Origin of the sequence: Streptomyces canus, from assembly GCF_030815415.1 — a bacterium.
Lineage (GTDB): Bacteria > Actinomycetota > Actinomycetes > Streptomycetales > Streptomycetaceae > Streptomyces > Streptomyces canus_F.
The window spans coordinates 9,258,389-9,281,654 of the sequence record NZ_JAUSWW010000001.1 but is presented as its reverse complement, the minus strand read 5'-3'; the positions used below and the strand labels follow the sequence as shown (position 1 = coordinate 9,281,654).

20 protein-coding genes and 4 pseudogenes are annotated in these 23,266 nt (G+C 70.4%); 11 read left to right on the top strand and 13 right to left on the bottom strand.

Annotation, left to right across the window (positions count from 1 at the left end; all coding sequences use genetic code 11):
- Positions 1-71: 71 nt before the first annotated feature.
- A complete protein-coding gene (locus QF037_RS43040; protein WP_307034959.1) occupies positions 72-680 on the bottom strand; it encodes an ATP/GTP-binding protein in 609 nt (202 codons plus the stop codon).
- Between the two features lie 190 nt (positions 681-870).
- Positions 871-1,452, bottom strand: a complete 582-nt coding sequence (locus tag QF037_RS43035; protein WP_307034957.1) for a carboxymuconolactone decarboxylase family protein — start codon at positions 1,450-1,452, stop codon at positions 871-873.
- 68 nt (positions 1,453-1,520) lie between these two features.
- Between QF037_RS43035 and QF037_RS43030 the strand changes: the two genes are divergently transcribed.
- The gene (locus QF037_RS43030; RefSeq protein ID WP_307034955.1) at positions 1,521-1,880 is read left to right on the top strand and encodes a winged helix-turn-helix transcriptional regulator; all 360 of its coding nucleotides are present in this window, start codon (positions 1,521-1,523) and stop codon (positions 1,878-1,880) included.
- Between the two features lie 98 nt (positions 1,881-1,978).
- Here the strand turns inward: QF037_RS43030 and QF037_RS43025 are convergent, their stop codons facing one another.
- Both QF037_RS43025 and QF037_RS43020 read right to left on the bottom strand, forming a co-directional pair.
- Complete coding sequence (locus QF037_RS43025) at positions 1,979-3,637, bottom strand: cellulase family glycosylhydrolase (RefSeq protein ID WP_307034954.1); 1,659 nt, start codon at positions 3,635-3,637, stop codon at positions 1,979-1,981.
- 150 nt (positions 3,638-3,787) lie between these two features.
- Positions 3,788-5,446: a hypothetical protein gene (locus QF037_RS43020; protein WP_307034952.1), complete on the bottom strand. Its 1,659-nt coding sequence runs from the start codon at positions 5,444-5,446 to the stop codon at positions 3,788-3,790.
- A 167-nt stretch (positions 5,447-5,613) separates the two neighbouring features.
- Here QF037_RS43020 and QF037_RS43015 point away from each other — a divergent pair, with 167 nt between their 5' ends.
- Together QF037_RS43015 and QF037_RS43010 are read left to right on the top strand one after the other, a co-directional pair.
- Positions 5,614-6,540: a GNAT family N-acetyltransferase gene (locus tag QF037_RS43015; protein WP_307034950.1), complete on the top strand. Its 927-nt coding sequence runs from the start codon at positions 5,614-5,616 to the stop codon at positions 6,538-6,540.
- 65 nt (positions 6,541-6,605) lie between these two features.
- Positions 6,606-7,331 carry a class I SAM-dependent methyltransferase gene (locus QF037_RS43010; protein WP_307034947.1) on the top strand — a complete coding sequence of 242 codons (726 nt, stop codon included), beginning with the start codon at positions 6,606-6,608 and terminating at the stop codon, positions 7,329-7,331.
- Here the strand turns inward: QF037_RS43010 and QF037_RS43005 are convergent.
- Positions 7,307-7,948, bottom strand: coding sequence for a class I SAM-dependent methyltransferase (locus QF037_RS43005; RefSeq protein ID WP_307034945.1), 642 nt, complete (start codon positions 7,946-7,948; stop codon positions 7,307-7,309). The genes QF037_RS43010 and QF037_RS43005 overlap by 25 nt on opposite strands.
- A gap of 10 nt (positions 7,949-7,958) precedes the next feature.
- Here QF037_RS43005 and QF037_RS43000 point away from each other — a divergent pair.
- Positions 7,959-8,483, top strand: a pseudogene (locus QF037_RS43000) (ATP-binding protein).
- Positions 8,484-8,486: 3 nt separating this feature from the next.
- On the opposite strand, the pseudogene QF037_RS42995 reads toward QF037_RS43000, so the two are convergent.
- The 4 genes and pseudogenes from QF037_RS42995 to QF037_RS42980 form a co-directional block, all read right to left on the bottom strand.
- Positions 8,487-8,621: pseudogene (locus QF037_RS42995) on the bottom strand (flavodoxin family protein); the annotation flags it as partial.
- A 403-nt stretch (positions 8,622-9,024) separates the two neighbouring features.
- Positions 9,025-9,696 (bottom strand): hypothetical protein, encoded by a 672-nt coding sequence (locus QF037_RS42990; RefSeq protein WP_307034943.1) that lies wholly within the window; start codon positions 9,694-9,696, stop codon positions 9,025-9,027.
- A 124-nt stretch (positions 9,697-9,820) separates the two neighbouring features.
- The gene (locus QF037_RS42985) at positions 9,821-12,178 is read right to left on the bottom strand and encodes an ABC transporter permease (RefSeq protein ID WP_307034941.1); all 2,358 of its coding nucleotides are present in this window, start codon (positions 12,176-12,178) and stop codon (positions 9,821-9,823) included.
- A complete protein-coding gene (locus QF037_RS42980) occupies positions 12,175-12,867 on the bottom strand; it encodes an ABC transporter ATP-binding protein (protein WP_307034938.1) in 693 nt (230 codons plus the stop codon). Before QF037_RS42980 ends, QF037_RS42985 begins: the two co-directional genes overlap by 4 nt.
- A gap of 205 nt (positions 12,868-13,072) precedes the next feature.
- Here QF037_RS42980 and QF037_RS42975 point away from each other — a divergent pair, with 205 nt between their 5' ends.
- From QF037_RS42975 to QF037_RS42960, 4 genes are all read left to right on the top strand, one after another.
- A complete protein-coding gene (locus QF037_RS42975; RefSeq protein WP_307034936.1) occupies positions 13,073-14,356 on the top strand; it encodes a sensor histidine kinase in 1,284 nt (427 codons plus the stop codon).
- On the top strand, positions 14,353-15,036 hold the full coding sequence (locus QF037_RS42970) for a response regulator (RefSeq protein ID WP_307034934.1): 684 nt from the start codon (positions 14,353-14,355) through the stop codon (positions 15,034-15,036). Before QF037_RS42975 ends, QF037_RS42970 begins: the two co-directional genes overlap by 4 nt.
- Positions 15,037-15,254: 218 nt before the next feature.
- The gene (locus tag QF037_RS42965) at positions 15,255-16,430 is read left to right on the top strand and encodes an alanine--tRNA ligase-related protein (protein ID WP_307034932.1); all 1,176 of its coding nucleotides are present in this window, start codon (positions 15,255-15,257) and stop codon (positions 16,428-16,430) included.
- 18 nt (positions 16,431-16,448) lie between these two features.
- Positions 16,449-17,114, top strand: coding sequence for a formylglycine-generating enzyme family protein (locus QF037_RS42960; protein WP_307037661.1), 666 nt, complete (start codon positions 16,449-16,451; stop codon positions 17,112-17,114).
- A 6-nt stretch (positions 17,115-17,120) separates the two neighbouring features.
- Here QF037_RS42960 and QF037_RS42955 read toward each other — a convergent pair whose 3' ends face one another.
- Positions 17,121-17,642, bottom strand: a complete 522-nt coding sequence (locus QF037_RS42955) for a hypothetical protein (RefSeq protein WP_307034930.1) — start codon at positions 17,640-17,642, stop codon at positions 17,121-17,123.
- A 62-nt stretch (positions 17,643-17,704) separates the two neighbouring features.
- Between QF037_RS42955 and QF037_RS42950 the strand changes: the two are divergent.
- Together QF037_RS42950 and QF037_RS42945 are read left to right on the top strand one after the other, a co-directional pair.
- Positions 17,705-17,929 (top strand): annotated as a pseudogene (locus tag QF037_RS42950) (dihydrodipicolinate synthase family protein); the annotation flags it as partial.
- A gap of 9 nt (positions 17,930-17,938) precedes the next feature.
- Positions 17,939-18,274: pseudogene (locus QF037_RS42945) on the top strand (enolase C-terminal domain-like protein); the annotation flags it as partial.
- Here the strand turns inward: QF037_RS42945 and QF037_RS42940 are convergent.
- From QF037_RS42940 to QF037_RS42930, 3 genes are all read right to left on the bottom strand, one after another.
- On the bottom strand, positions 18,275-19,798 hold the full coding sequence (locus QF037_RS42940) for a methionine--tRNA ligase (RefSeq protein ID WP_307034928.1): 1,524 nt from the start codon (positions 19,796-19,798) through the stop codon (positions 18,275-18,277).
- Between the two features lie 456 nt (positions 19,799-20,254).
- Positions 20,255-21,451, bottom strand: coding sequence for an RNA-guided endonuclease InsQ/TnpB family protein (locus tag QF037_RS42935; protein WP_373463987.1), 1,197 nt, complete (start codon positions 21,449-21,451; stop codon positions 20,255-20,257).
- Between the two features lie 219 nt (positions 21,452-21,670).
- Complete coding sequence (locus tag QF037_RS42930; RefSeq protein WP_307034923.1) at positions 21,671-22,372, bottom strand: nucleotidyltransferase domain-containing protein; 702 nt, start codon at positions 22,370-22,372, stop codon at positions 21,671-21,673.
- A 199-nt stretch (positions 22,373-22,571) separates the two neighbouring features.
- Between QF037_RS42930 and QF037_RS42925 the strand changes: the two genes are divergently transcribed.
- Entirely contained in the window at positions 22,572-23,234 is a 663-nt protein-coding gene (locus QF037_RS42925) for a lipoprotein (RefSeq protein ID WP_307034922.1), read from the top strand.
- Positions 23,235-23,266: the final 32 nt, after the last annotated feature.

The following is a 23,266-nucleotide window of genomic DNA, read 5'->3' as shown; positions in this document are numbered from 1 at the left end:
CATTGGTGAAAACTAATCCACCTGACGAACCGGGGACACCCCTCACCCGGAAAAGGCCTCCACCCGGCGGATCACCTCACGGCAGAACGCTGCCACTCCTCCCCCATCGTCGATGAACTGATGCGGCTTGATGCAGAAGGTCGCGCAGCCGAGATCGCCGCGCTGACCGTGGCGACGCGTCGCTCCAGGCCGGCGGCGGGGATGTCGACGAGCTCGTAGCCGAAGGCGCGGTAGCTCTCCTCGTGGACCTTCTCGAACTCCAGCGACTCCGCGAAGCTGATCCGGCGGGCGCCGGTGGGTTCGCAGAAGCCCAGGTTACGGACGAAGAACACCTGCGGTTCATAGATCGCCTGGGTCGTGATCCGTTCGAGCTCCGCGGTCAGCGTCACCGGCACCGGCCGCCCCAGGTACCGGGCGAGGGCATGGGTGCACACCGGCGAACGGTCGTAGACCTGGACGGAGTCGGTCGCGGCGGCCGCCAACTGCCGTCGCCGCTGCAGCTCGACGACCTCCTCGATGAAGGATGCCCGGGTCCACGGCTCGTCCTCGCCGCGGGCCTGGGCCCCGGCGATGACCGCGGTCGCCGCCTCCTCGACGACCGCGTGGCCGAGCGCGGCGAGGCCGTGCAGGATCGACGTCTTGCCCGCGCCCGGCGTGCCGGTGAGAACGTAACGGCGCATGATTCGGAGGCCTCTCGTGCGTGGTGGAAGGGGTGGGGCGGCGACGGAGGCGGTTCCTCGACGGCTCGGATGCCGGAGACGCCCGTCAGGCCCAGGGTACGCAGCGGGTCCAGTTCTCCCGCGTCACTCGTGCCGCCGGCCGCAGTGTAGGTGACCACGCGAGCCGCGCTGCGGGAGGCGGTGGAGCGGTTCAGTCGCCGGGCCGGCCGACCGGCGTGGCCGGGAACGGGGTGCCCCAGGCTTCCTCCTCCAGTTGGAGTCCGTTGGCCAGGTGGCTGATCGTGCGGTACCAGCCGGTCAGCACGAGGAACTCGAGGAGCTGGTCGTCCTCGTAGTGGACGCGCAGGGCGTCCCAGGCGGGCTGCGAGAGGCGCGCGGTGTCGTGCAGTTCGTCGACGGCGGCGAGGAGCGCGGTGTGGCGGGGCAGCCAGGAGGTCGTCGCGGTGGGGTCGGTCTCCGTCGTCGCCCGGATCTGCTCCTCGGTGAGTCCCGCCTGCCGGACCAGTGAGGCGGCGTGCACGCCCCACTCGTAGGCGCAGCCGGCGCGTGCGGTGACGCGGGCGATGACGATCTCGCGGTCCATCGCTGGGAGCAGTCCGTGGCCGAGGAGTCCGGAGCCCAGGACGAACATCCGGGAGGTCAGGTCCGGGTTGCGGTGCAGGACACGGAACAGGGTGAGCGGCTCGTGCGGTGCGTCCGGGGGCATCCAGCGGCGCAGTGACTGGTCGACGGCGGCGGGGTAGGGCGGGTGGAGCGGTTCTATGCGCGGCATACGGCACCCTCCTGCTTCGATTTTCGAATCAGTATGCTGCTTTCAAAACCGAAGCACAAGGAGCGGCCATGGAGTCAGACGCGGAGTCCACGACGCCGCGGCCAGGCGTGCCGGTACGCGGATCCACGTCGGGCCGCCCCGTCATGGCGGTGCTGGATCTGCTCGGCCGACGCTGGGCACTGCGCATCCTCTGGGAGCTGCACCAGAGCCCCGCGGGCTTCCGCGAGCTTCAGCGGCGGTGCGAGCGCATGTCCTCCAGCGTGCTCAGCACCCGCCTCGGCGAACTGACCGGGGCCCGTCTCCTCGACCTGCGCGACGACGCGTATCACCTCACCCCGCTCGGCGAGGATCTCGTCGAGGCGCTGAGTCCGCTGAACGCGTGGAGTGCGCGGTGGGCCGGAGAGACGGGAGGCGAGGCGGCGGGGTGAGCGCGGCAGACGGCTTCTGCGGCCACCGGTCCGGTCCGCGTCATCGCACACGTCGACCGGCGAGGGCGGCGCCCCCGCCGGTCGTTTCAGGTGTCCGGTCAGGTGGTCGTGCAGGCGCTCCCGCTGAGGGTGAACGCGGTCGGGGCCGTGTTGACCGCGCCCTTGGTGCCGATGAAGCCGACGGTGACCGAGCCGGCGGCGGGGATGGTGGAGGTGTAGGAGGCGGGGGTGACGCTCACCGCGGCACCGGTCTGGGTGGGTGTGCCTCCCCACATGTTGGAGACGGTCTGGCCGTTGGCGAAGGAGAAGCCGAGGGTCCAGCCGTTGACGGCGGCCGTCCCGGTGTTGCGGATGGTGATCTCGCCCTGGAATCCGCCCTGCCACTCCCCGACGACGCGGTAGCCGACGGAGCAGTTTCCGGCGGGTGTGTCGCCGGTCGTCACGTTCACGGTGGCCGAACGCGACGAGCGGTTGCCGGCCGCGTCACGGGCGTAGACGGCGAAGGTGTACGCCGTCTTGGCCGTGAGGCCCGAGACCGTGGCGGAGTTGGCGGTGGAGGCGGCGACCTTCGTCTCCGTGCCGCCGCTCACCCGCACGACGTCGTATCCGGCGACGCCCACGTTGTCGGTCGAGGCGGTCCAGGACAGGGTCGCGGAGGTGGCGGTGACCGCGGAGGCGGTGGGGGTGCCGGGGGTCGTCGGCGCCTGGGTGTCGCCCGGGTTGCCGCCGCCGTAGATCGTGGCTTCCTTCGACGTCTGGGCGATGCCGTTGACGCCGTTGAAGATGCGCTGGCCCCAGGCGCTCAACTGCGTGGGGTCGAAGCCGATCGACAGGTCGAGGATCGGGTCGGTGTTGCCGCTCCAGGACCAGGCGAGATAGCCGAGGTCGAGCTGCTCGGCGGTGGCCAGCATGGTGTCCTCGTCCGGGTCGCCCCACTGGTCGGCGGGGCCGCCGAACTCGCCGATGACGAGGGGGAGTTTGGCGGTGACGAAGGCGTTGAGGTAGTCGGTGATCTCCGCCGCCGTGTCGAAGACGCTGTACATGTGGATCGAGAAGATCAGGTTGCCGGTGGTGTCGGCGGCGTACACGGACTGGGCGTTGGCGCGCATGACGCCCTGCCAGTCCTGGCCCCAGTTGGGCGCGTCCACCATGATCGTGTGCTCGAAGCCGGCGGCGCGCAGCTTCTTGATCGCGGCGGTGGTGGGGGCGGTCCAGCCGGCGGGGTCGGTGTTGCCCCAGGGCTCGTTGCCGATGTTGATGATGATGTAGTTCTCTTGGCCCGCGAGCACGTTCTTGAGGCCGATCCAGTAGTCGGCCGCCTGGTCGAGGGTGCCGGCCGCGGCCTCCTCGCCGTATCCGGTGGTGTCGTGCACCTCCAGGACGCAGATGAGCTTGTTGGCCTTGCACTGGGTGACAACGTTGGCAACGTCCGAGGCGCTGTTCGCGGTCCAGCGGTGACCGTCGGCGAGGACGACGCGGACGGTGTTGGCGCCGAGCGCCTTCACGTCGGCCAGTGACTGCGTCTCGTTCGGGTACCAGGTGTGGGCGTGGTTGACGCCGCGCATCACGAAGTCGTTGCCGTTGCCTTCGAGCAGCCTGCCGTTGCTGATGTGCAGGCCGGTGGCCTGGGTGCCCGGCGGTTCGGCCTGGGCCAGGGCGGCAGCGGGGCACAGGGCGCCTACGACGACGAGTCCGAGGAGGACAGTCACCAGGCGGGCCAGGAGGCTCTTTCTAGTCGTGCTTCTTGTTCTTCTCACTGCGACTCCAGGGAGTGAGCGCCAAGAAACTCAGGCTCGGGAAGAGGGGTATGGGAGCGCTCCCATGTAGCCATCATGCCAAGTACACGTCAATAGAAAGCGCATACTCGGCTGTAAGAGGCTCCACCTGTCAGCGACTTCCGGGCGTGATCAGGAACAGCAACCGGTGTCGAGGCGGCAGAAGCACGACGCCTCGATCGGTACGTCCGCCAGCGCGACGGCGATCTTCAGTTGCTGTGCCACGATCCGCGCCTCGCCGTGTTTGCCGAGCCGCACGAGGCACTCGTGGAACCCGTGCAGGGCCCACACGTTGCCCGGGTGCTGCACCGCGCGCGGCAGGGTGTCGTCGAGCCCGAGGTCGGCGCGGTAGACCGCCTCGGCCTCCGCGACACGCCCCTGTTCCAGGAGCAGGGCGCCGTAGGCGTGCCGGGTGGGCTGCATCCACCCCCATGGCTCGTCGTAGGGCAGGTTGTCGTCGAGGTCGATGGAGCGCTCCAGCGCGGCGAACGCGGCGTCGAAGTCGCCCTTGCGGTAGTCGAGTTCGCCTTCGAGCATCGCGGAGGCGATGGCGAGGATGTCGGCGCAGGTGTTGTTGAACAGCATGCGCGTCTCCTGAACCCGGGCCACCGCCTCGTGGAACAGGACGCGCTCGGCCTCGGCCTCGGGGATCCGGCCGGTGGCGGACAGGGCGACGCCACGGGCGTAGTGCAGCATCGCGGTCGTCACGCTGTACAGCTCCGGGTCGGCGGGCAGGGGCAGTCGGAGGAGGTCGGCCCAGCGGCCGAAGCGGATCAGCACATGCACCCGCATGGCGAGGAAGCCCTCCAGCCAGTCGGCCATGGGCGGGCTCTGTACCCGCAGCAGTTCCTCCGGGACGGAGGCCTCCAGTTGGGCGGCGGTGTCCAGGGCGGTCCGGGACTGGCCGAGGAACATCGCGCCGTAGATCTTGAAGTGGTAGTTGTGCGACCGGTACAGGGTGTAGAAGTTCATGGCTCCGGCGCGGGCGTGGAACTTCTCGTCGGCGACGATCGCGGCGCTGTTGTCCGACACGACCCGCCGGTAGTCGCCGCACAGGACGTCGAGGTGCGTGGGCATGTGCTGGAGATGACCGGCGTCGGGGACCAGCCCGCGCAGCCGGTCGGCGACGGGCAGTGCGGCCTCGGGGGTCGGGGACATCTCCATCAGGTGGATGTACAGGTGCAGCACACCCGGATGGTGTGCGCCGGCGTCCGTCGCGAGCACGCGGTCGAACACCGCCTTGGCCTCCAAGGTGCGGGAGCCTTCCGCCGGTTCACCGGTTCCGATGTTCCACAGCTGCCAAGGGGTCAGGTTCATCAGGGCGTCGGCGTACAGGGTGGCGATGTCCAGGTCGTCGGGGGCGAGTTCGTGGACGGCGCGCATGGCGTCGGCGTACGGCGCGTTCCACACCGAGCAGTCCTCGACGGCCTTCGCCTGCGGGTAGCGGGCGCGCAGCGCGCCGATCAGGGCCCGCTCGACGGACGTGGCACCGGCCTGCGCCTTCTCGTGCGCCAGCTCCACCGCGGCGTGGGTGCGCTCGACGGTCCGTACGAGGTCTTCCCCGTCGAAGAACTCCCACGGCTTGTTGTAGTTGGGCCCGAGCGCGTACGCGATGCCCCAGTAGGCCATGGCGCAGTCGGGTTCGGCCCGGACCGCGGCCTCGAAGCAGGCGACGGCTTCCTCGTGGTGGAAGGCGTACGTCCACACGAGGCCGCGGTCGAACCACAGCTGAGCCTCGGGGGACGAGGTCGTCACGGTACGACCGTGAGTGCCGAGGTCGTAGTAGTCCATGCAGTTCCCCCGAACACGAGCCGGCCTGAGGACGGTGACGTTACCGGGTGTTTTGTACCCGACACACCGGAGAAGGGGGACGAACGAGCAACCCGACGAAGCGCGTCCGGCACCCGCCGCGGGAAATTCCGTTGCACGCTCCCCCGGCCCCCAGCACTCTGGCCCTCATGTCCTACGTCCTGCGCCCGGCCCTGCTCGCCGACGCCCCCGCGATCACCGAACTGCTCAACACCGTCGACGAGATCGAGATCGGCCGGCGCGAGACCGACCTGCACACCGTCGAGGCGGATCTGAAGCGGCCCGACATCGACCTGGAGCGCGACTCCTGGCTGGCCTTCGACGGTGACCTGCTGGTGGCGTACGGGCTGCTGTGGGACGACTCCGGGGACGAGCGCGTCGACATCGACCACTACGTCCTTCCCGATCACCAGGCGGCCGGCGAGCTGCTTCTGGAGCCGATGCACACCAGGGCCCTCGACAAGGCCCGGGCCAACTGCGCGGCGAAGGCCGTGGTCCATCTGCATCTCAACACGGAGCCCACACTCGACACAGCGCTGATCAAGGCGCGGGGCTGGCAGGTCGTACGCCGCTATCACGTGCTGCGACGCCCCCTGGACCCGGCGCGCGACCTCGCCCCCGAGCCGCCCGCCGGGGTACGGATACGCCCGTGCGCGACGGACGCCGACCGTGAGCGCGTCCATCGGCTCTACCAGGCCGCTTTCGCCGAGCACTTCGACTTCCAGCCGCGCACGTACGAGCAGTGGCTGCACGACGTCGACGCCGCACTCCTCGACTGGTCGCTGGTGTGGATCGTCAGCACCGAGGAGTCGGGGGACGCCGGGTTCCTGATCTCCCGGGACGACCGGGAGGCGACGGGGTGGATCCGCAGCATCGGAGTGCTGCGCGAGGCCCGTGGCCGGGGCCTGGGCGCACTGCTGCTGCGGCAGGCCTTCGCCGCGTTCGCCGGGCGGGGACGGGACACCGTGGGACTGGGCGTCGACACGGCCAACGCCACGGGCGCCCCCGAGCTGTACGGACGTAGCGGCATGACACTTCACTTCGCCGTCGACACCTGGGAAGCGGTGCTGAGCTGAGCAGCGCGGAAAGCCGGTCCTCGCCCAGGGCCTTCTACGACGACCTGGCCGCCGACTACCACCTGATGTTCCCGGACTGGGATGCGAGCATGGCGCGCCAGGCGGCGGTGCTCGACGCGCTCGTCGAGCACCGGCTGGGAGCGGGGCCGCGGCGCGTCCTGGACTGTTCCTGCGGGATCGGCACCCAGGCGATCGGGCTGGCCCGAGCCGGACACCGGGTCGTCGGCAGCGATCTGAGTCCGCGTGCCGCCGCGCGCGCCGGGACCGAGGCGGCCGCGCGGGGCGTCGGGCTCGCGACGGCCGCCGGGGACATGCGCCGGCTGCCGTTCGCGTCCTCCGTCTTCGACGTCGTCGTCTGCGCCGACAACTCGCTCCCGCATCTGCTCTCCGCGCCGGAGGTCACCGCGGCACTCGGCGGCATGCGGAGGGTGCTGCGCGACGGCGGAATGCTGCTGCTCACCCTCCGGGACTACGACGAGATCCGCCGGACCAGACCCCTCTCGACACCACCCCAGGTCAGCCGGACCCCCGACGGCCGGGTGATCACGTTTCAGCTGTGGCACTGGCACGAGGACGGCGAGCGCTACGACCTGGAACACTTCCAGCTCATCCCGGCCGGGGCCGACTGGACGGTCCGACGACGCCGGACCACCTACTGGGCGCTGTCCCGCCCGCAGTTGACGCATCTCCTGGCCGAGGCGGGCTTCGCCGGCATCGTCTGGCACGCGCCGGAGTCCACTGGGTACTACCAGCCCGTCGTGACGTGTCAGGAGCGTCGGGCCAGGACGTAGGCGCGGCGGGTCTCCACCTCGTGGGCGTAGTGCGTGCGTTGCAGGCTCATCTCCACGGCGAAGCCGGCCGTCTCCAGCTGCTCGGCGACCCGGGTCGGGTCGAGGAAGCGGAAGTCGACGTCCACATCGTGACCCCACCATTCGTCCACGTGCCGGACCTCTTCGCCGATGTGGAAGGAGAGGAGCAGCAGGCCCGAGGGACGCAGGACCCGCGCCATCTCCCCGAAGGCCCGGTGCAGTTCGCCGGGGTCGAGGTGGAGGATCGTGTAAAAGGCGACCACCGCACCGAACTCGGCGTCCTTCGCGGGCAGTTCCAGTAGATCGCCCTCGCGGAACTCCACCTGCGGGAAGCGGCGCGCGCCCGCCGCGAGCATGCCCGGGGACAGGTCGATCCCGACCGTGTGCGCGCCCTTCTCTGCGAGCCAGGCCGCCACATGTCCGGGACCGCAGCCCAGGTCACCGATCGTGGTGCCCGGTTCCGTCTGTTCCAGGAGGGCGGCGAGCAACGCCTTGTCCAGGGGCTTGTGGTCGAGTTCCGCGTGGAGGCGGGTCGCGTACTCCTCCGCCACGGTGTCGTAACTGCGGCGTACCGAGTCGTGGTGTGCGTGATCACCCATGCGGTCCAGCATGCCATTGCGGGCTCCGTGGGCGACCGGCCCCGCCCTCGTCCCGTGCGGCGCTAGCGTGGGGCAACTGATCCCTGATTCACGGGTGTTCGACGCCGAGAAGGTCGGTGAGACACTCATGGACATCAAGCCGGGGCTGCCGGCGACGGACAACTTCCAGCACTGACCGCCGTGGCGGCCGCTCGTCGTCGAGACCGCCCGCCACATCCTCGACTACACCGGCGGCGCACTGATGATTCCCATGGCCGTCCTGGTCGAGCGGTACTGGCGGGAGATCAGCGCGGGTCTCGACCGACATGCCATCCCGGTACGGCACTTCGTCCTCCATGCCGACCAGGACACGCTCCGCGGCCGCATCGCGGGCGACACCGTTCTCGGCCCCGATTCCCCGTTCCGGCTCCGCTACCTGGAGCCCTACGCCGAGGCGGCCCGCACCTGGCTGCACGACGAGGCCGAGGTCGTCGACACCACGCACATCACGCCCGCCGAGGCCGCCCTGCGGATCGCGGAGGCGGTCAAGGGCTGAGGGTCAGACCATGAGCCCGGCGGCCAGGGTCGCGCCCAGTTCCCAGCAGGCCTCGGTGTCGGACTTGCCGGGCTCTCCGGTGACCGTCACCGCGTCCGTCGCGCGGCGCCAGCCGAGGCCCGTGGTGATCGACTCGATGAGGTCGAGTTAGCTCGATCGGGTGATCGTCTGCTGGCGGGCTTGCGGAGTGCTGGGCTGATCGGGCTAACGTGATCGTGCGACCTGGGACACCGGGTACGGCGTCAGCGTGCGGGCCCCTGCTCCACCAGAGGATGGGTCTGGGCCTCCCCGCCGCCTCTGGCCGCGCCCAACTGGCCAGGTCGCGCAGGGAACTGGCCTCCCGGGCCCGGACCACGCACAGGATGCGTGTCGCCACCCGGGGTCGAGTACGCCGGGGACCAGCTCGCCCAAGACCGTTCGGGGCGCGCGGCTGAACGGGCTCACTCCCGCTCAGTCCACAGGAACGGTGTGATGCACGATCAGCGAAGTAGCCACACCCCGAACCCTGCCGTCGGCCCCGCGTCGCACGCAAACGCGGCGGCTACTTCTTCACCTCGCCGGTGAAGATGGAGGTCTCCGACTCGTAGTCGGGTGCCACCTCGATCTGGAGGAAGCTCTCGCCCTTGGGAAGTTCGCATCCCCAGGGCACGGAGAGAGACCGGCCGGCGAGGATGCTGGTGTCGGGCAGTCCGTCGAGTCCGTCGTCGTAGATGGCCTCGCCCTCCTTGCCTTCGTCGCCGTAGGCGCAGTTGACCGTCATCATGCTCGCGTCGACCTTCTTGTCGGACTGGTTGACGATCTTGATCGTGAACTTGGCGTACGGGGTGTTCTCGGGCGCCGCGTAGTCGCTGGAGACCGCGCGGGAGAACTTGGAGAGGCTGACCTCCACGTCGTTGTCGTAGACGATCGTGTCGCCGAACCCGTAGGAGTCCCCGCCCGCTTCCTCCGCGGTCGGTTCCTCGGTGGCCTCGTCGGACCCGCTGTCCGACACCGTGTCACCGGCGTCGGCCGGGACCGTCTGGGTGACGGTGACGGTCGGTGCCGCCTCGGCCTCGCCGTCGCCGCCGACTCTGGCGGTGACGACGGCGGCGAGGACCGCGGCCACCACCGCGGCCGCGGCGGCGACCAGGACCGTGGTGGTCCTGGTCGGGCGCTGAGGCGGCTGCGGCGGCGGCAGATAGCCGGGCGCGGGCGGCGGAGTGTAGCCCGGCATGGGCGGCGGCGTGTTTTCGTGGCTCATGGTCCCCCCAGGGATGTGCTGTTGAGTGCTCAATGATCACCCACGGGGGCACTTATGTGGAATTCTCGTAATGAAAATGTGCTGATGACGTGATCGGCTACTCCGTGCGCAACGCTGTCGCCGTGCGGGCCTTGGCCGCCCAGCCCGCCGGAAGCAGCGCGCCCAGCACGGCGATGCCGACCCCGGCCAGACCCAGCAGGACCAGTTCGAGAGCGTCGTACACCTCCAGGACCGACGGCGGCAGCCCGGTGCCCGCGGCCTCCGCCATCTCCGGCAGCACGAAGCCGTGCAGGGCGAATCCGGCCGGCACCCCGACGAGTCCGCCGAAGATGCCGATCCCGGCCACCGAGGCGAGCACAAGGCTCACGGTCTGCCGCGGCGTCATACCGAGCGCCTTGCACACCCCCAGGTCATGGACGCGCTCCCGGGTGTCGAGGACCACGGAGTTGAGGACCCCGAGTCCGGCCACGGAGATGAGCATGAGGGTGAGGAGCGCGGCCATCGCGTTCAGGACGATGAGGAGGTTGTCCTGCTCGGAGAGGGAGTTGGCGAAGGCGTCGGCGCCCAGCGGCTCCACTGCCGCGGTGAGTGCCTCGGCGTACTCGGTCGGGGAGACGCCCTCCTTCACATCGACCCGGAACTCGGTGGGCTCGACGGCCGAGAAGTCGGCGATGTCCGCGTGGATCTCCAGCGTGTCGTCGGAGGTGTCGAAGGCCTCGCCCACGATCCGCAGGGTGGCCGTGTCCTCGCCGGCGGTCACCCGCACGGTGTCGCCGATCTCGGTGCCGGTGGTCTCCAGGAAGTGAGAGGAGACGATGACCTGGCCGGGGCCGGTGATCCAGTGGCCGGAGATCATCGCGTAGCTGCCGGAGCTCGAGTCACCGTCGTAGAGGGTGACCCGGACGGTGCCGGAGACTCCGGGCACGGTGGCCTCCTCCTGGGCCACGCCGTAGTACAGGGCGGTGCCCGGCTGTGCCTTGATGGCGGCGCTCACCTTCGCCGGATCGGCCGGCGCGGGGGTGGGGGTGTTCGGTGCGGGGACGTGTTGGCCCTTGCCGATGGTGGGACCGCCCGCGAAGACGCTCACGTCGTTGCGGCTCTCGGGGTCCCCGGCCGCCGCCACCTCGTTCAGCGACGAGGTCAGCCCCAGCGCGAAGGTCGCCGCGACCGTGCCGAACGCCACGGCGAGGAGCATCGCGAGGGTACGGACCGGGTGGGCGAAGGGGCTCGCCAGACCGTAGGTCACCGCGCGGGGCAGCGGCAGCCGGCCCGCCGCCCGGTGTGCCCACTGGCCGCGTCCCGTCCGCGGGGCCCGGCCGACGGCGATGGCCTCCACGGTCCGCAGCCGTCCGGCCCGCAGCGCGGGGACCAGCGCCGCGACCCCGACCACGAGCAGGGCGACGGCCGCCACCAGGACGTCCACCCACCAGGCGACCGTCAGCGAGACCGTGCCGTAGACCGTCTCGGTGTCCTCCAGGAGCGGTAGAGCCATGAGGTTGCCCAGGACGACGCCCAGCGCGATACCGGCGCCTGCGGGGAGGAGTGCCTGGGCGATGTAGGCGCGGACGACTTCGCGCGGGGTGAAGCCGATGGCCTTGAGGATGCCGATCCTGCGCAGGCTGGTCCCGACCGCGCCGCTGATGACGCTGCCGACGATGATCACCGACATGACGATGCCGAGCACGCCGAAGGCGATGAGGAACGGGATCGTCGGGGCGGCGTTCTGGTCGGCGGCCCGCTTGGTGTCCAGGTAGGACTGGCTGCCGAGGAGCGCACCGGACGGCACGGCGGCCGCGAGCTTCTTCCGGTCGGCGGCGATCTGGCTCGTGGTGCCGGCGGAGTCGAAGCGGTAGAGCATCTGGCTCGTGACCGGGGTGTCCTTCGACCCGAGTGCCCGCACCTGGGCGGGGGTCGCCCAGGCGTCGGCGGTCTTGCCGACGGACAGGGCGAATCCGACGATGGTGAGCGTCGGGCTGTTGTCGGCGTCCGAGGCCTTGAGGGTGGAGCCCAGTGTGAAGGCGGGGCCCTCGAACGACTCCGAGAGCGCGATCTCACCGGTCTTCGTCGGCCACCGGCCCGTCTTGAGGTCCAGCCGCTCCACGTCGCTGTCCGGGTCGGACCGGCCGACCAGTGTCATCGCCGGTGTCTGCCGTCCCTGGTCGTCCACCCCGTGGATCGTCGTGGAAGGGTAGGGACCCGCGGTCCCGGTGACGCCGTCCAGCGTGCCCGTGGCCGTCAGCTGGGCCGTGCTCACCTTGGCCGGGTCGAACTCCGCGGTGAGGTGGGCCCCGTTCTGCCGGGAGAAGGCGCGGTCGAAGGGGGCGTTGGTGGCGACCATGAGCGAGCCGGCGACCACCGCCGAGGCCACGGCCATCATCGTGGCCAGGGCGATCACCACGGTCTGCACCCGGCGCCGGCCGACCCCGGACCGTACGACCCGGCCGAGGGCGCTCATCGCACGGCCTCCGTCCGGGTGTCGAGGGCGAGGTGGCCGTCGACCAGGTGGATCGTGCGGCTCGCGCACGCCTCGGCGAGGGCCGGGTCGTGGGTGACGAGCACGATGGTCTGCCCGCCGCGGTGCAGGTCGACCAGCAGCTCCCGGACGTCCGCGCCCGAGGCGCTGTCCAGGGCACCGGTCGGCTCGTCGGCGAGCAGCAGGGCCGGCCGGTTGACCAACGCCCGTGCCACCGCGACCCGTTGGCGTTCTCCGCCGGAGAGCCGGCCGGGGTAGGCGCGGGCGTGCTTCTGGATGCCCAGCACCTCCATGAGCTCCCCGGCCCGGGTGGCCGCCTTGCGCCGGGAGGTGCCGGTCAGCTGGGCAGGAAGCTGGATGTTGTCGGCGACGGTGAGGTCGTCGAGCAGGTTGAAGAACTGGAAGACCATGCCGATCTGTTCGCGGCGGAACCGGGCCAGCGCGTGCTCGCCCATCCGGTCGACGCGCTGTCCGGCCACGGTCACGGTGCCGGTGGTGGGCTTGTCGAGGCCCGCGACGAGGTTCAGCAGGGTGGACTTGCCGCTGCCGGAGGGGCCGGTGACGGCGAGGGCCTCGCCCTGGGCGACACCGAGGTCGATCGGTCCGAGCGCGGGTGCGCCGGCACTGTCGTAGCGCTTGGCCACGCCCGTCAGTTCGATCACATGGGTCATGGAGTCGGTCCTCGCGTCGAAGGGGTTCAGGCTCAGCGAAGGTAGGGGCGCGGGCTCGTGCGCCGCGTCGCCCGGGGCACCGACATGGGGCCCTTCCCGCGGAGGACCCGATCGCGGGGTCATCCCTGCGACGTACGCCCGCAGGACGGTTCGTCGGCCTCACAGGCGGACGCGCCCGCGTCGGCACGGGCCCCACAATGTGCCGATGGAGACCGTGAACCGTTGGCTGCGTCAGATGCGCGCCGCCGTGCGGCCGGAGCCGAGGCGTACCCCGCTGTCACGGCGTGCGCTCGGTGCCGACGTCGTCCTGGCGGTGCTGCTGACCGCGGTCGCGCTGGTCGTGGCGGCGCGCTATCCCGGCGACGGGCCGGCCAGCTTGGGGAAGGTGGAGTTCGGGCCCCCGGACGTGCCCCGCCCTCCCGTGCCACCGGGACCGCGGTTCATCCCGGAAGAGGCGTACTCCACGCCCTGGCCGCTGATCGTGCTGTCGGCGCTGCCTCTTGCCGTCCGGCGCAGGTTCCCGCTCGCCGCGTTCGCGGTGCTGATGACCGCGGTGCTGGCCATCGGCGACGACGCCTCCTGGATCAACGTGCTGACCTGTGTCATCGCCGCGTACAGCGCCGTCATGCACAGCCGGCACCGGACGGTGGCGACGGCGGCGATGGTCTTCGCGGCGGTGCTGGCCGGCTTCGCCTTCCGGGAGACGGAGCCCATCCTGCCGGGCTGGTCGAGCCCCGCGGTGGTGCTGCTGATCGCGGGGGTGACGGCCGGTCTCGTCCGCTACTGGCGGCGGCGTCTGTCGGCCGACCGTGAGCGGCTCGCGCAGTTCCAGCGGGACCAGGAGGAGGCGATGCACCGGGCCGTGGAGGAGGAACGGGCCCGTATAGCCGCCGAGTTGCACGACGTCGTGACCCACAATGTGAGCGTGATGGTCATTCAGGCGGGGGCGGCGCGCAAGGTGATGGACGTGGCGCCGCAGCGGTCGAAGGAAGCGCTGCTGGCGGTCGAGGCGGGGGGACGGGCCGCGATGGCCGAACTGCGCCATGTGATGGGCCTGTTGGCCGCCCCGGACGCGGATCAGCCCGACGCCCTGGAACCCCAGCCCGGTCTCGCGCAGCTCGACGCGCTGATCGTGCGGGTGCGCGGCGCCGGGACTCCGGTGGGCGTCGCCGTCTCGCTCCCGCCGGATCCGCTGCCGCCCGGGATCGATCTGACGGCGTACCGCGTCGTGCAGGAGGCGCTGACCAACACGATCAAACACGCGCCGGGCGCGGAAGCCGCGGTCGTGATCGGCTACGCCGAGGAGGTCCTCCAGATCGAGGTCATCGACACCGGAGCCGTCCGTGACGCTCCGCAGCCGGAGGGGAACGGCCGCGGGCTGATCGGGCTGCGCGAGCGACTCGCGGTCTACGGCGGCGAGTTGACCGCCGGTCCGACCCTCGCCGGCGGCTACCGCGTCAAGGCCCTCCTCCCGTGGCGGACGGCATGAGCGGGCCGGAGCTGCGCGCCGTCATCGCCGACGACCAGGCCCTCGTACGGACCGGCTTCGGGATGATCCTCGCCGCGGACGGCATCGAGGTGACCGCCGAGGCCGCCGACGGAGCGGAGGCGGTCGACGCGGTCCGCCGTACCCGGCCGGACGTGGTCCTCATGGACATCCGGATGCCGGGGATGGACGGGATCGAGGCCACGCGCCGCATTCTCACGGAGGAGGGCGCGGACGGCCCCCGGGTCATCATCCTGACCACGTACGACCTCGACCACTATGTGTACGCCGCGCTCACCGCCGGCGCCAGCGGCTTCCTGCTCAAGGACGTCACCCCGGAGCATCTGGTGGCTGCCGTACGCCTGGTGCAGTCCGGGGACGCCCTGCTCGCGCCCGCGATCACCCGCCGTCTCATCGAGCGCTTCGCACACCGCGAGGAGGCCCGCCCGGCTCCCGGCCCGCACCGCGACCTCTCCGACCTGACACCGCGCGAGACGGAGGTGCTCCGGCTGCTGGCGACGGGGCTGAGCAACGCCGAGCTCGCCGACCGGCTCTTCCTCAGCCCGACCACGGTCAAGACCCACGTCGGCCGCATCCTGTCGAAACTGGATCTGCGCGACCGGGTCCAGGCGGTCGTCCTGGCCTACGAGACCGGGCTGATCACCCCGGGCGGAACGGACTGAAAACCGCAGGACGTCCCCGGCACCGCCGGTTACCGTTGATCCATGGAGGTCATCGAGCACACCCACACCGCAGCCGCGCGAGCGACCAGCTCCCCGGCTGCCGACGCCTGACCTCACCCCTCCCCCCGGCGGCCGGAAACGGACCGCCGGTGCAGTGCGCCTTCTTCTTCTCTGTCCCCGCGGTTCTTCCCGGTCCCCCGACCCGAAGGAACACCGCCATGAACACGGACCGGATCCTGCGCACCTTCACGGACTTCTACGTCGAGCGCGGACACCACCTCATCACCGGCAGCACCCTGCTTCCGCCGCCCTCGGACCCGGTGCTGTTCACCACGTCCGGCATGCACCCCCTCACCCCGTACCTTGAAGGCCGCCCGCACCCTCGGGGCCGGCGCCTGGTCAACGTCCAGCGCTGTCTGCGCACCACCGACCTCGACGAGATCGGCGACTCCACGCATCTGACGGTCTTCGAGATGCTGGGCTCCTGGTCGCTCGGCGACTACGGCCATTCGCAGAGCCTGCGCTGGGGATACGAGCTGCTGCACGACGGATTCGGCATCCCGGACGGGCAGTTGTACGTCACGGTCTTCGGCGGGGACGACCAGGTCGGACCCGACACCGAATCCCTGCGCACCTGGCGGGAGTTGGAGATGTCCGTGGAACAGACCCGCGAGGACAACTGGTGGTCCAACGGCCCCGTCGGCCCGTGCGGCCCCGACTCGGAGATCTTCGTCTGGACCGGCGACACCCCACCGGAGGGCACCCCCACCACCGACCCGCGCTGGGTGGAGGTATGGAACCACGTCAGCATGCGCTACCGCCGCCACGAGAACGGCGAACTCTCCCCTCTGTCGCAGACCTCCATCGACACGGGCATGGGTCTGGAACGCCTCGTGACCGTCCTCCAGGGGCACGACTCGGTCTACGACACCGACCTGTTCGAGCCCTGGACGCGTCTGCTTCCACCCCTGTGGGACCTGGACGGGACGCCGTCACTGCGGCTGGTCTGCGACCATCTGCGGTCCGGCATCGTCGTCATCGGCGACGGAGTACGGCCGTCCAACACCGGCCGCGGCTACGTCCTGCGGCGCCTGGTCCGCCGTGTCCTCACCACCCTCTGGCAGCACGACCCCACCCGCACCCTGTCCGACCTGCCGCCGGAACTCGTCGAGCACACCCTGGACCACTTCCGGCTGCCCGGCGGCACCTCCCCGGTCCTCAAGGTGCTCCTGGACGAGGAGCGCCGCTTCGGCAGGCTTCTCCAGCAGGGCCGACGGGTCCTCTCCCGCCCTCAGTACCAAGGGCAGTTGAGCGACGAGGACTACCACTACCTCCATGACACCCACGGCCTGCCGCGCGATCTCGTCGTCGGGCTGCGGGGCCCGCGCCGCTAGACTCCCCCGTCCATGGACATGATCACCGTCCCGGCCGGGCGGGTCACGCTGTCGGACCGCAGGACGCAGCGCAGTTGGGCGGTCGAGGTCGCGTCCTGCGAACTCGCGGCGCACCCCGTCACCCAGGCGCTGTACGAGCGGGTCACCGGTCTGCGTCCCGCCGCGGCCGACGGGGAGCGGCTCCCGGTCGAGGGCGTCTCGTGGTGGGACGCGGTCGGTTTCTGCAACGCCCTGTCCGAGCGTGAGGGGCTGACGCCCGCCTACCGTCTGTCCTTGGACGGGGATCACGTCGAGTGGGACGCCTCGGCCGACGGCTACCGGCTGCCGACCGAGGCGGAGTGGGAGCACGCGTGCCGCGCCGGGACGGCCGGCCCGCGCTACGGCCCTCTGGACGACATCGCGTGGTACCGCGGCAACTCGGGCGAGCGGATCCACGAGGTGGGCGGAAGACGACCCAACGGGTGGGGGCTGCACGACACCCTCGGCAATGTGTGGGAGTGGTGCTGGGACGTGTACGACGCCGAGGTCTACGGCAGCTACCGGGTACTGCGCGGCGGTGGCTGGTTCGACGAGCACTGGAGCTGTCGGGCCTCGGTGCGGCGCCGCAGTCATCCCACGTTCCGGGTGGACGACGTGGGGTTCCGCGTGGCCCGGTCGGGTCGGTGCCGGGACCCGGTGTCCTGAGCGTTCTCAGGCGATGAGCGCCTGGTCCGGCGGCCCCAGCTGCTCCAGGAGCCGGGCGTGGTGCAGTTCGGCCACGGGCGCGACCAGGTCGGGATGGCGCAGCAGGGCCGCCGCCCGCCGGTCGTGCTCGTCCGGGGCGAGCAGGCGGCGGAACTCGAACGGCGTCCCGGCCGTGTGGTCGCCCTCCCCCACCGCGGCCACGGCGAGGCGGGCCAGTTCCGGGTCGGTCAGCAGACAGGCGGCCCAGCTCGCGACGACCTCGTCCACCCAGGTGCGCCAAGCCTCGCCGTCGCCGTCGTAGCGGTCCGCGCCGGTGATCCGGTCGAGTCGTGCGGCGCCGCCGGGGCCCGCCATCTCGACCAGTGCGGCATCCATCGCCGTGGGGTAGCGCAGCCATGCCGCGACCGTGACGGCCTGCCGGGCCTGCACCTCGCACAGGGCCGAGGCCAGGGCGCCGCCGGGGGCGGCGTAGGCGAAGGTCAGCCACTGGGAGGTGGCCGCGATGACCGGGGAGAGAGCTGCTTGCACTGGGGAACCGTCCGAACCGCTGCTGGGGGGAGTGCGGAAACGGTAGCCCGTGGAGGGGGTCCGTGGGGGAAGTTGTGACCTCGGTGAAATCTCCGATCCATGTCTTGACATACCTGCCCGTCCTGGCCGCGGCGGGCGGACCGACACCGGTCGCCCGCGATCACGCCGTCCGCGTGGCACGGGCCGGCGCCGACGGCATCCTGCTGCTGCCGCCCTACCTGGTGACGGCACCGCAGCAGGGCCTGGTGCGGTACGTCGAGGAGGTCACCGCCGTCACCGACCTCCCGGTGATCTTCTTCGGACTCGCCCTCTCCATGCACTCCAACTCCCACCTCGGCATCAGCCTGGCCGCCATGACCCACGTCGCCGCCGCCATCCCGAATCTCGACCACTCCTGCGACACCCACTACCCGTGGAACTTCGCCGACGACGTGATCGTCCCCGGTGTCCTGGAACTGCGCGACGGCCACGTCGAGGTCCCCACCGGACCCGGCCTGGGCGTCGAGCTGGACCACGACGCCCTCAACCGGCTCCACCACCTGTACGTGGACTCCGGCGTGCGCTCCCGCGACGACACCGGATACATGCAACGCTTCGACCCCTCCTACGAGTTGAGGCTGCCACGCTGGTGATCAGCGCCGCTCCTGGAGGCGGGCGAAGAGTGGTTCCGCCTCCGGGAGGGTGCCGTCGACGGGGGTCACCCGGCGTCTGACGTGCTCCGCCGCGCCGGGGATGAAGGGCCGTAGCTCGTCGGCCAGGGCGCGGCATGCCGTGACCAGTGCGGCGAGGACCGCGTCGAGGCGTTCGGCGGCGTCGGTGTTGCCGTGCCGTTCCGCTCTGGCCAGGTCCCACGGGCGGGTCGCGTCGATGCACCGGTTGGCCTCCTCCACGATGTCCCAGGCGGCGTCGGCGGCCCGGCGGAAGTCGAAGTCGGCCAGCGCGGCGTCGATGCGGCCGGGTGCCTCACGGCATACGTCCAGCAGCGTCGCCACCGGGAACCGGTCGGTCCCCGGCGAGGGCACGGACCCGCCGCGGTACCGGTGGACCATCGTCACGATCCGGTGGACCAGATTGCCGAGGCCACCGGCGAAGTCGGCGTCGGCGCGGGCGATCAGCCGCTCGGTCGTGAAGTCGGCGTCCCCGACCCGAGGGACGTCGCGCAGCAGCCACCAGCGGACGGCGTCCGTGCCGTAGGCGGCGGCGAGGGAGACCGGGTCGACGGCCGTCCCGTTTCCCGACTTGCTGATCTTCCGCCCGCCGACCGTCAGATAGTCATGGACGAGGATGTCGGTGGGCAGCGGCAGACCCGCCGACAGCAGCATGGCCGGCCAGTACACGGCGTGGAACCGTACGACGCCCTTGCCGACGAGGTGGATACGGCGGTCCCCGGCCGCCCACCACCGCTCGTAGGCGGGGTCGTCGGTGCCGTAGCCGAGGCTGGTGACGTAGTTGCCCAGGGCGTCCCACCACACGTAGACGACCTGCCCGGGGTCGCCGGGGACGGGGATGCCCCAGCCGCGGGCGCGGGTGTGGGAGCGGGAGACGGAGAAGTCGTGCAGGCCGCCGGCGATGAGCGCGAGGACCTCGTTGCGGCGGGCGGCGGGCTCGATGCGCAGAGTGCCCTCGGTGATCAGTGCGTGGAGGCGGTCGGCGTACCGGGACAGCCGGAAGAACCAGTTCTCCTCCGCGACGAGCTGGGGTTCGGTGCCGTGCTCGGCGCATGTGCCGTCGACGAGTTCGTCGGGCGTGTAGAACTGTTCGCAGCCGACGCAGTACAGCCCCTCGTACTGCTTGCGGTACAGATCACCCGCCTCCGCGCAGCGGCGCCACAGGCGCTCCACGCCGGTGCGATGGCGGGGGTCGCTGCTGGTGCGGATGAAGTCGTCCAGCGACAGCGACAGCGGGTCGCGCAGTGCGGCGAACGCGTCGGCGTTGCGGTCGACGAACTCCCGTACGTCGACGCCCTCGGCCTCCGCGGCGAGGACGTTCTTCAGGGAGTTGTCGTCCGTCCCGCTCAGCAGCCGCACCTGCCCGCCGCGCTGCCGGTGGTGCCGGGCCAGCGTGTCCGCCTGCACGAGCTCCAGGGCGAAGCCCAGATGCGGTCGGGCGTTGACGTACGGAATGGTCGTGGTGATGTAGTGCCGTGGTCCGGTCATCGGTCCTCCTACCGGCAACGGGACCAGATCCGCACAACGCGTGAAGGCCCCGTTCCCGGGGCCTCGGTATCGGTGCGCGTGCGCGCTCAGCAGCCCCGGTGCGGGGGCATCATGCGGTGCTGAGGCGTAGGCGTGATCATGGGATCGAGGGTAGCAACGGGGTGCGTCGCCGGGCATCCGGATTTACGGGCAGCCTCGTTCGCTAGGGTCGGGCGCCATGACGGTTCAACTGTGTGTGTTGCTCTGGGCCCGGCCGGGCGCCGCCGCCGCGCTGGCCGCGTACGAGGACAAGGTGCTGTCCCTGCTCGGCGAGCATGGCGGGCGGGCGGGCGGTGCAGCGGGCTCGTGCCGACGGACGCGAAGGCCGCCCCGACGAGATCCAGTTGATCGAGTTCGCCACGCAGGACGGGTACGACGGGTTCTTGACATCCTCCCCTCCCTAAAGGGAGGGGATTCCTACGGCTCGCGCCGTGGGTGTTTCTGCTTCGTCGCCGACTGCCCGCCCGGAGAACTCCGTTGAGGTCTTACACCAGCTCCACAGACAGATGCGGTCAGCCCGACCGCCAGAATGTTCTTCGCCGCGTTCACGTCCCGGTCGTGGGTCGTGCCGCAGTCGCATGTCCACTCACGGACATGCAGGGGCATCTTCGATGCGATGGTGCCGCAGGCGGAGCACAGTTTGGACGAGGGGAACCACCGGTCGATGGTGATCAGTTCCCGTCCGTACCACTGGGCCTTGTACTCCAGCATGGTGCGCATCTCGCGCCAGGCCGCGTCACTGATGGCGCGGGCCAGAGTGTGGTTCTTGACCATGTTGCGCACGGTCAGGTCCTCGATCACGATCGTTTGGTTCTCACGAACGAGCCGAGTGGTGATCTTGTGCAGGTGGTCCCGGCGCCGGTCGGCGATCCGGGCATAGACCTTCGCGACCTTGATGCGGGCCTTGCGCCGGTTCGTGCCGTCACCCTTGGCCTTGCGGGCCAGGTTCTTGTGAGCTTTGGCCAGGCGGCGTCGGTCGACCCGCTCGCATTTCGGATTGGTGATCTTCTCGCCGGTCGAGAGGGTCAGGAGGCTGGTGATACCGGCGTCGATGCCGACAGCGGTGTCCACTACGGGCAGCGGCTCGACGGACATGTCGTCGCACAGCATCGACACGAACCAGCGCCCGGCCGCGTCCTGCGACACCGTTACCGTGGACGGCACCGTGCCCTCGGGAAGAGGCCGGGACCAGACAATGCCCAGCGGCTCCGTCATCTTGGCCAGGGTGAGCTTGCCATCCCGGAACCGGAATGCGGAGGACGTGTACTCGGCGGACTTACGGGACTTCTTCTTCGACTTGAAGCGCGGGTACTTGGCCCGCCTGGCGAAGAAGTTGGAGTACGCCGTCTGCAAGTGCCGAAGTGTCTGCTGCAACGGGACGCTGGAGACCTCGCAGAGGAAGGCCAGCTCCTCGGTCTTCTTCCACGCCGTGAGCATTGCCGAGGTCTGGTTGTAGTTGACCCGCTCCTGACGCGTGAACGCCTCCGACCTCGCGGCCAGGGCAAGGTTGTAGACCTTCCGGACGCACCCGAACGTGCGCGACAGCTCGGCTGCCTGCGCATCGGTCGGATAGAAGCGGCACTTGAACGCCCGCTTCACGTCGGTCGTGGTCACGGTCACAAACCAGACTGCAGTCCTGTAAAGATCAAACCTGCGGGTCAGAGCACTGCGGTCCGCCCAGGAGGCGAATCGCAGCCCGTTGCCCTGCTCCGCAGGAGCTTCGTTTCCTCCCCCACCTAAAGGTGGGGGTATCCACGAAGGACTCCCGATGACGGGCGGCCGTCGCACCGCGCTGGCAGTCGAGCGTGACGCCGTCGTCGCGCGCACCGACCTCTACCCCGTCGAGCTGAGCGGGGCGTAGAAGTGGTCGCGGACCCGGTGCAGCCAAGCCTCCACCGCCGCCTCGTCGGGGTGGTCCGGCAACACCGTGCGGGTCTCGTCGAACGCGGTCTCGTAGTACGCGAGCAGGGGGCGGGCCACTGAGGCGTCTGCGGCGACCCGTTCGCCGAACTCCCGGTATTCCTCGGGGTTCTCGACGCGGATTGTCAGGTGGCCGGTGGCGTACAGCTCCAGGCCCTGGTGGCACAGCCGCTTGAGGTGCCGGGCGTGCTTGGACGTGCGGTTGCGGGTCTCCGCGGAGGAGGAGCGGTCGGCACGGTTCTCGAGACGGCGGAACTGCTGGGTGGCGTAGCCGAGATAGGCGTCCCGGATCCGCTTGGCACTCAGGAACGATGTGCGCAGGCCGATCAGTTCGTCGCCGAGAGGGGTGCGCACCTCGTACAACTCCGTTGGCAGCCAGGCGAGTTCCATCGCGGTCGGGTTGCCGCCCAGAGCGAGCCGGCACCACTTCGCGGCCTCGTGCAGGGTGCGGTCCGGGGCCGTGCTGACGTGGGACTCCTTCGGCCCGTGGAGGCCGTGCAGGGACTCGGTGGGTGCGGCGAACATGCCGAGGCGGTCCACGTCGGAGCCTTCGTGGGCGAGGCCGTAGGCGGTGGAGCCGACGATGCCGGACAGCAGGACGTTCGGGACGGTCACGTCGGCCACCTTTCGGATCGGGGGTGTGGCGCTCCATTGTGCTGACCTGCGGGGATGCGGTCACGCGGTTTTTCTCCGGTGCCGGGTCGGTGAGGGCACCTCCCGGGTACGGCCTGTCGGTGGCCTCCGCTAATGTGTGCGCCCTGTACCGAGGGGAGACATCGAAGTGCTGGTCAGGGCGGGGAATGCAGGGCGTCGGATGGCTTACGTGGCCTTGCTGACGGGGGTGTTGGCGGGCTGTTCCGAGGGAGCCGACGACAAGAAGGACGCGAAGACGTCCGCGAGTGCGTCGGCGAGCGCCGGCCAGGTCGCCGAGAGCGGCGACAGCATCGGGGCGGCCGGTTCGGCGTGCGAGCTGCCCGTGAGTTTCGACCTCGCCAAGGACTGGGAGGCGGAGGCCATCGACTCCGCGGCCGCCCAGGACAAAGCCTCCCCGACCGATTCCGGCGATCTCGAGGACGAGATCTCCGAGGAGGTCCTCGACTCCCTCCTCCGCCAGGGTCCGGTCGCCGCCGCGTGCGAGGTCGACGCCAAGCCGGCCGGCTACATCGGCTTCCTGCGGATCTGGACCGGCGAGCCCGGCGACGACGACGCGCGCACCGTGCTGGAGGAGTTCGTCGCGGCCGAGGACGACTCCAGCAAGGCGAAGTACAGCTCCTTCACGTCGGGCGACCTCGCCGGTGTCGAGGTGGAGTACGTCGTCACGAGCGAACTCCTGGACGAGACGAAGAAGGAGAGCGCCTTCGCCGTCACCACCCCGGACGGCCCCGTCGTCGTGCACCTCGGCGGTATGGACACCGAGGAGCACGAGAAGATGGCCCCGGCGTTCGAACTGGCGAAGAAGACCCTCCAGAAGGTCTGACAGCCGGTCCGAGTGGTTCCGGAGCGTGGGCA

Bases quoted from the DNA above. Each gene is read 5' to 3' on its own strand.
- QF037_RS42985 (WP_307034941.1), bottom strand. From the start codon at position 12,178: ATGAGCGCCCTCGGCCGGGTCGTACGGTCCGGGGTCGGCCGGCGCCGG.
- QF037_RS43020 (WP_307034952.1), bottom strand. From the start codon at position 5,446: ATGGACTACTACGACCTCGGCACTCACGGTCGTACCGTGACGACCTCG.
- QF037_RS42970 (WP_307034934.1), top strand. From the start codon at position 14,353: ATGAGCGGGCCGGAGCTGCGCGCCGTCATCGCCGACGACCAGGCCCTC.
- QF037_RS43035 (WP_307034957.1), bottom strand. From the start codon at position 1,452: ATGCCGCGCATAGAACCGCTCCACCCGCCCTACCCCGCCGCCGTCGAC.
- QF037_RS42990 (WP_307034943.1), bottom strand. From the start codon at position 9,696: ATGCCGGGCTACACTCCGCCGCCCGCGCCCGGCTATCTGCCGCCGCCG.
- QF037_RS43005 (WP_307034945.1), bottom strand. From the start codon at position 7,948: ATGGGTGATCACGCACACCACGACTCGGTACGCCGCAGTTACGACACC.
- QF037_RS42925 (WP_307034922.1), top strand. From the start codon at position 22,572: ATGGCTTACGTGGCCTTGCTGACGGGGGTGTTGGCGGGCTGTTCCGAG.
- QF037_RS42965 (WP_307034932.1), top strand. From the start codon at position 15,255: ATGAACACGGACCGGATCCTGCGCACCTTCACGGACTTCTACGTCGAG.
- QF037_RS43010 (WP_307034947.1), top strand. From the start codon at position 6,606: ATGTTCCCGGACTGGGATGCGAGCATGGCGCGCCAGGCGGCGGTGCTC.
- QF037_RS42975 (WP_307034936.1), top strand. From the start codon at position 13,073: ATGGAGACCGTGAACCGTTGGCTGCGTCAGATGCGCGCCGCCGTGCGG.
- QF037_RS42980 (WP_307034938.1), bottom strand. From the start codon at position 12,867: ATGACCCATGTGATCGAACTGACGGGCGTGGCCAAGCGCTACGACAGT.
- QF037_RS43040 (WP_307034959.1), bottom strand. From the start codon at position 680: ATGCGCCGTTACGTTCTCACCGGCACGCCGGGCGCGGGCAAGACGTCG.
- QF037_RS42960 (WP_307037661.1), top strand. From the start codon at position 16,449: ATGATCACCGTCCCGGCCGGGCGGGTCACGCTGTCGGACCGCAGGACG.
- QF037_RS43015 (WP_307034950.1), top strand. From the start codon at position 5,614: ATGTCCTACGTCCTGCGCCCGGCCCTGCTCGCCGACGCCCCCGCGATC.
- QF037_RS43030 (WP_307034955.1), top strand. From the start codon at position 1,521: ATGGAGTCAGACGCGGAGTCCACGACGCCGCGGCCAGGCGTGCCGGTA.
- QF037_RS42940 (WP_307034928.1), bottom strand. From the start codon at position 19,798: ATGACCGGACCACGGCACTACATCACCACGACCATTCCGTACGTCAAC.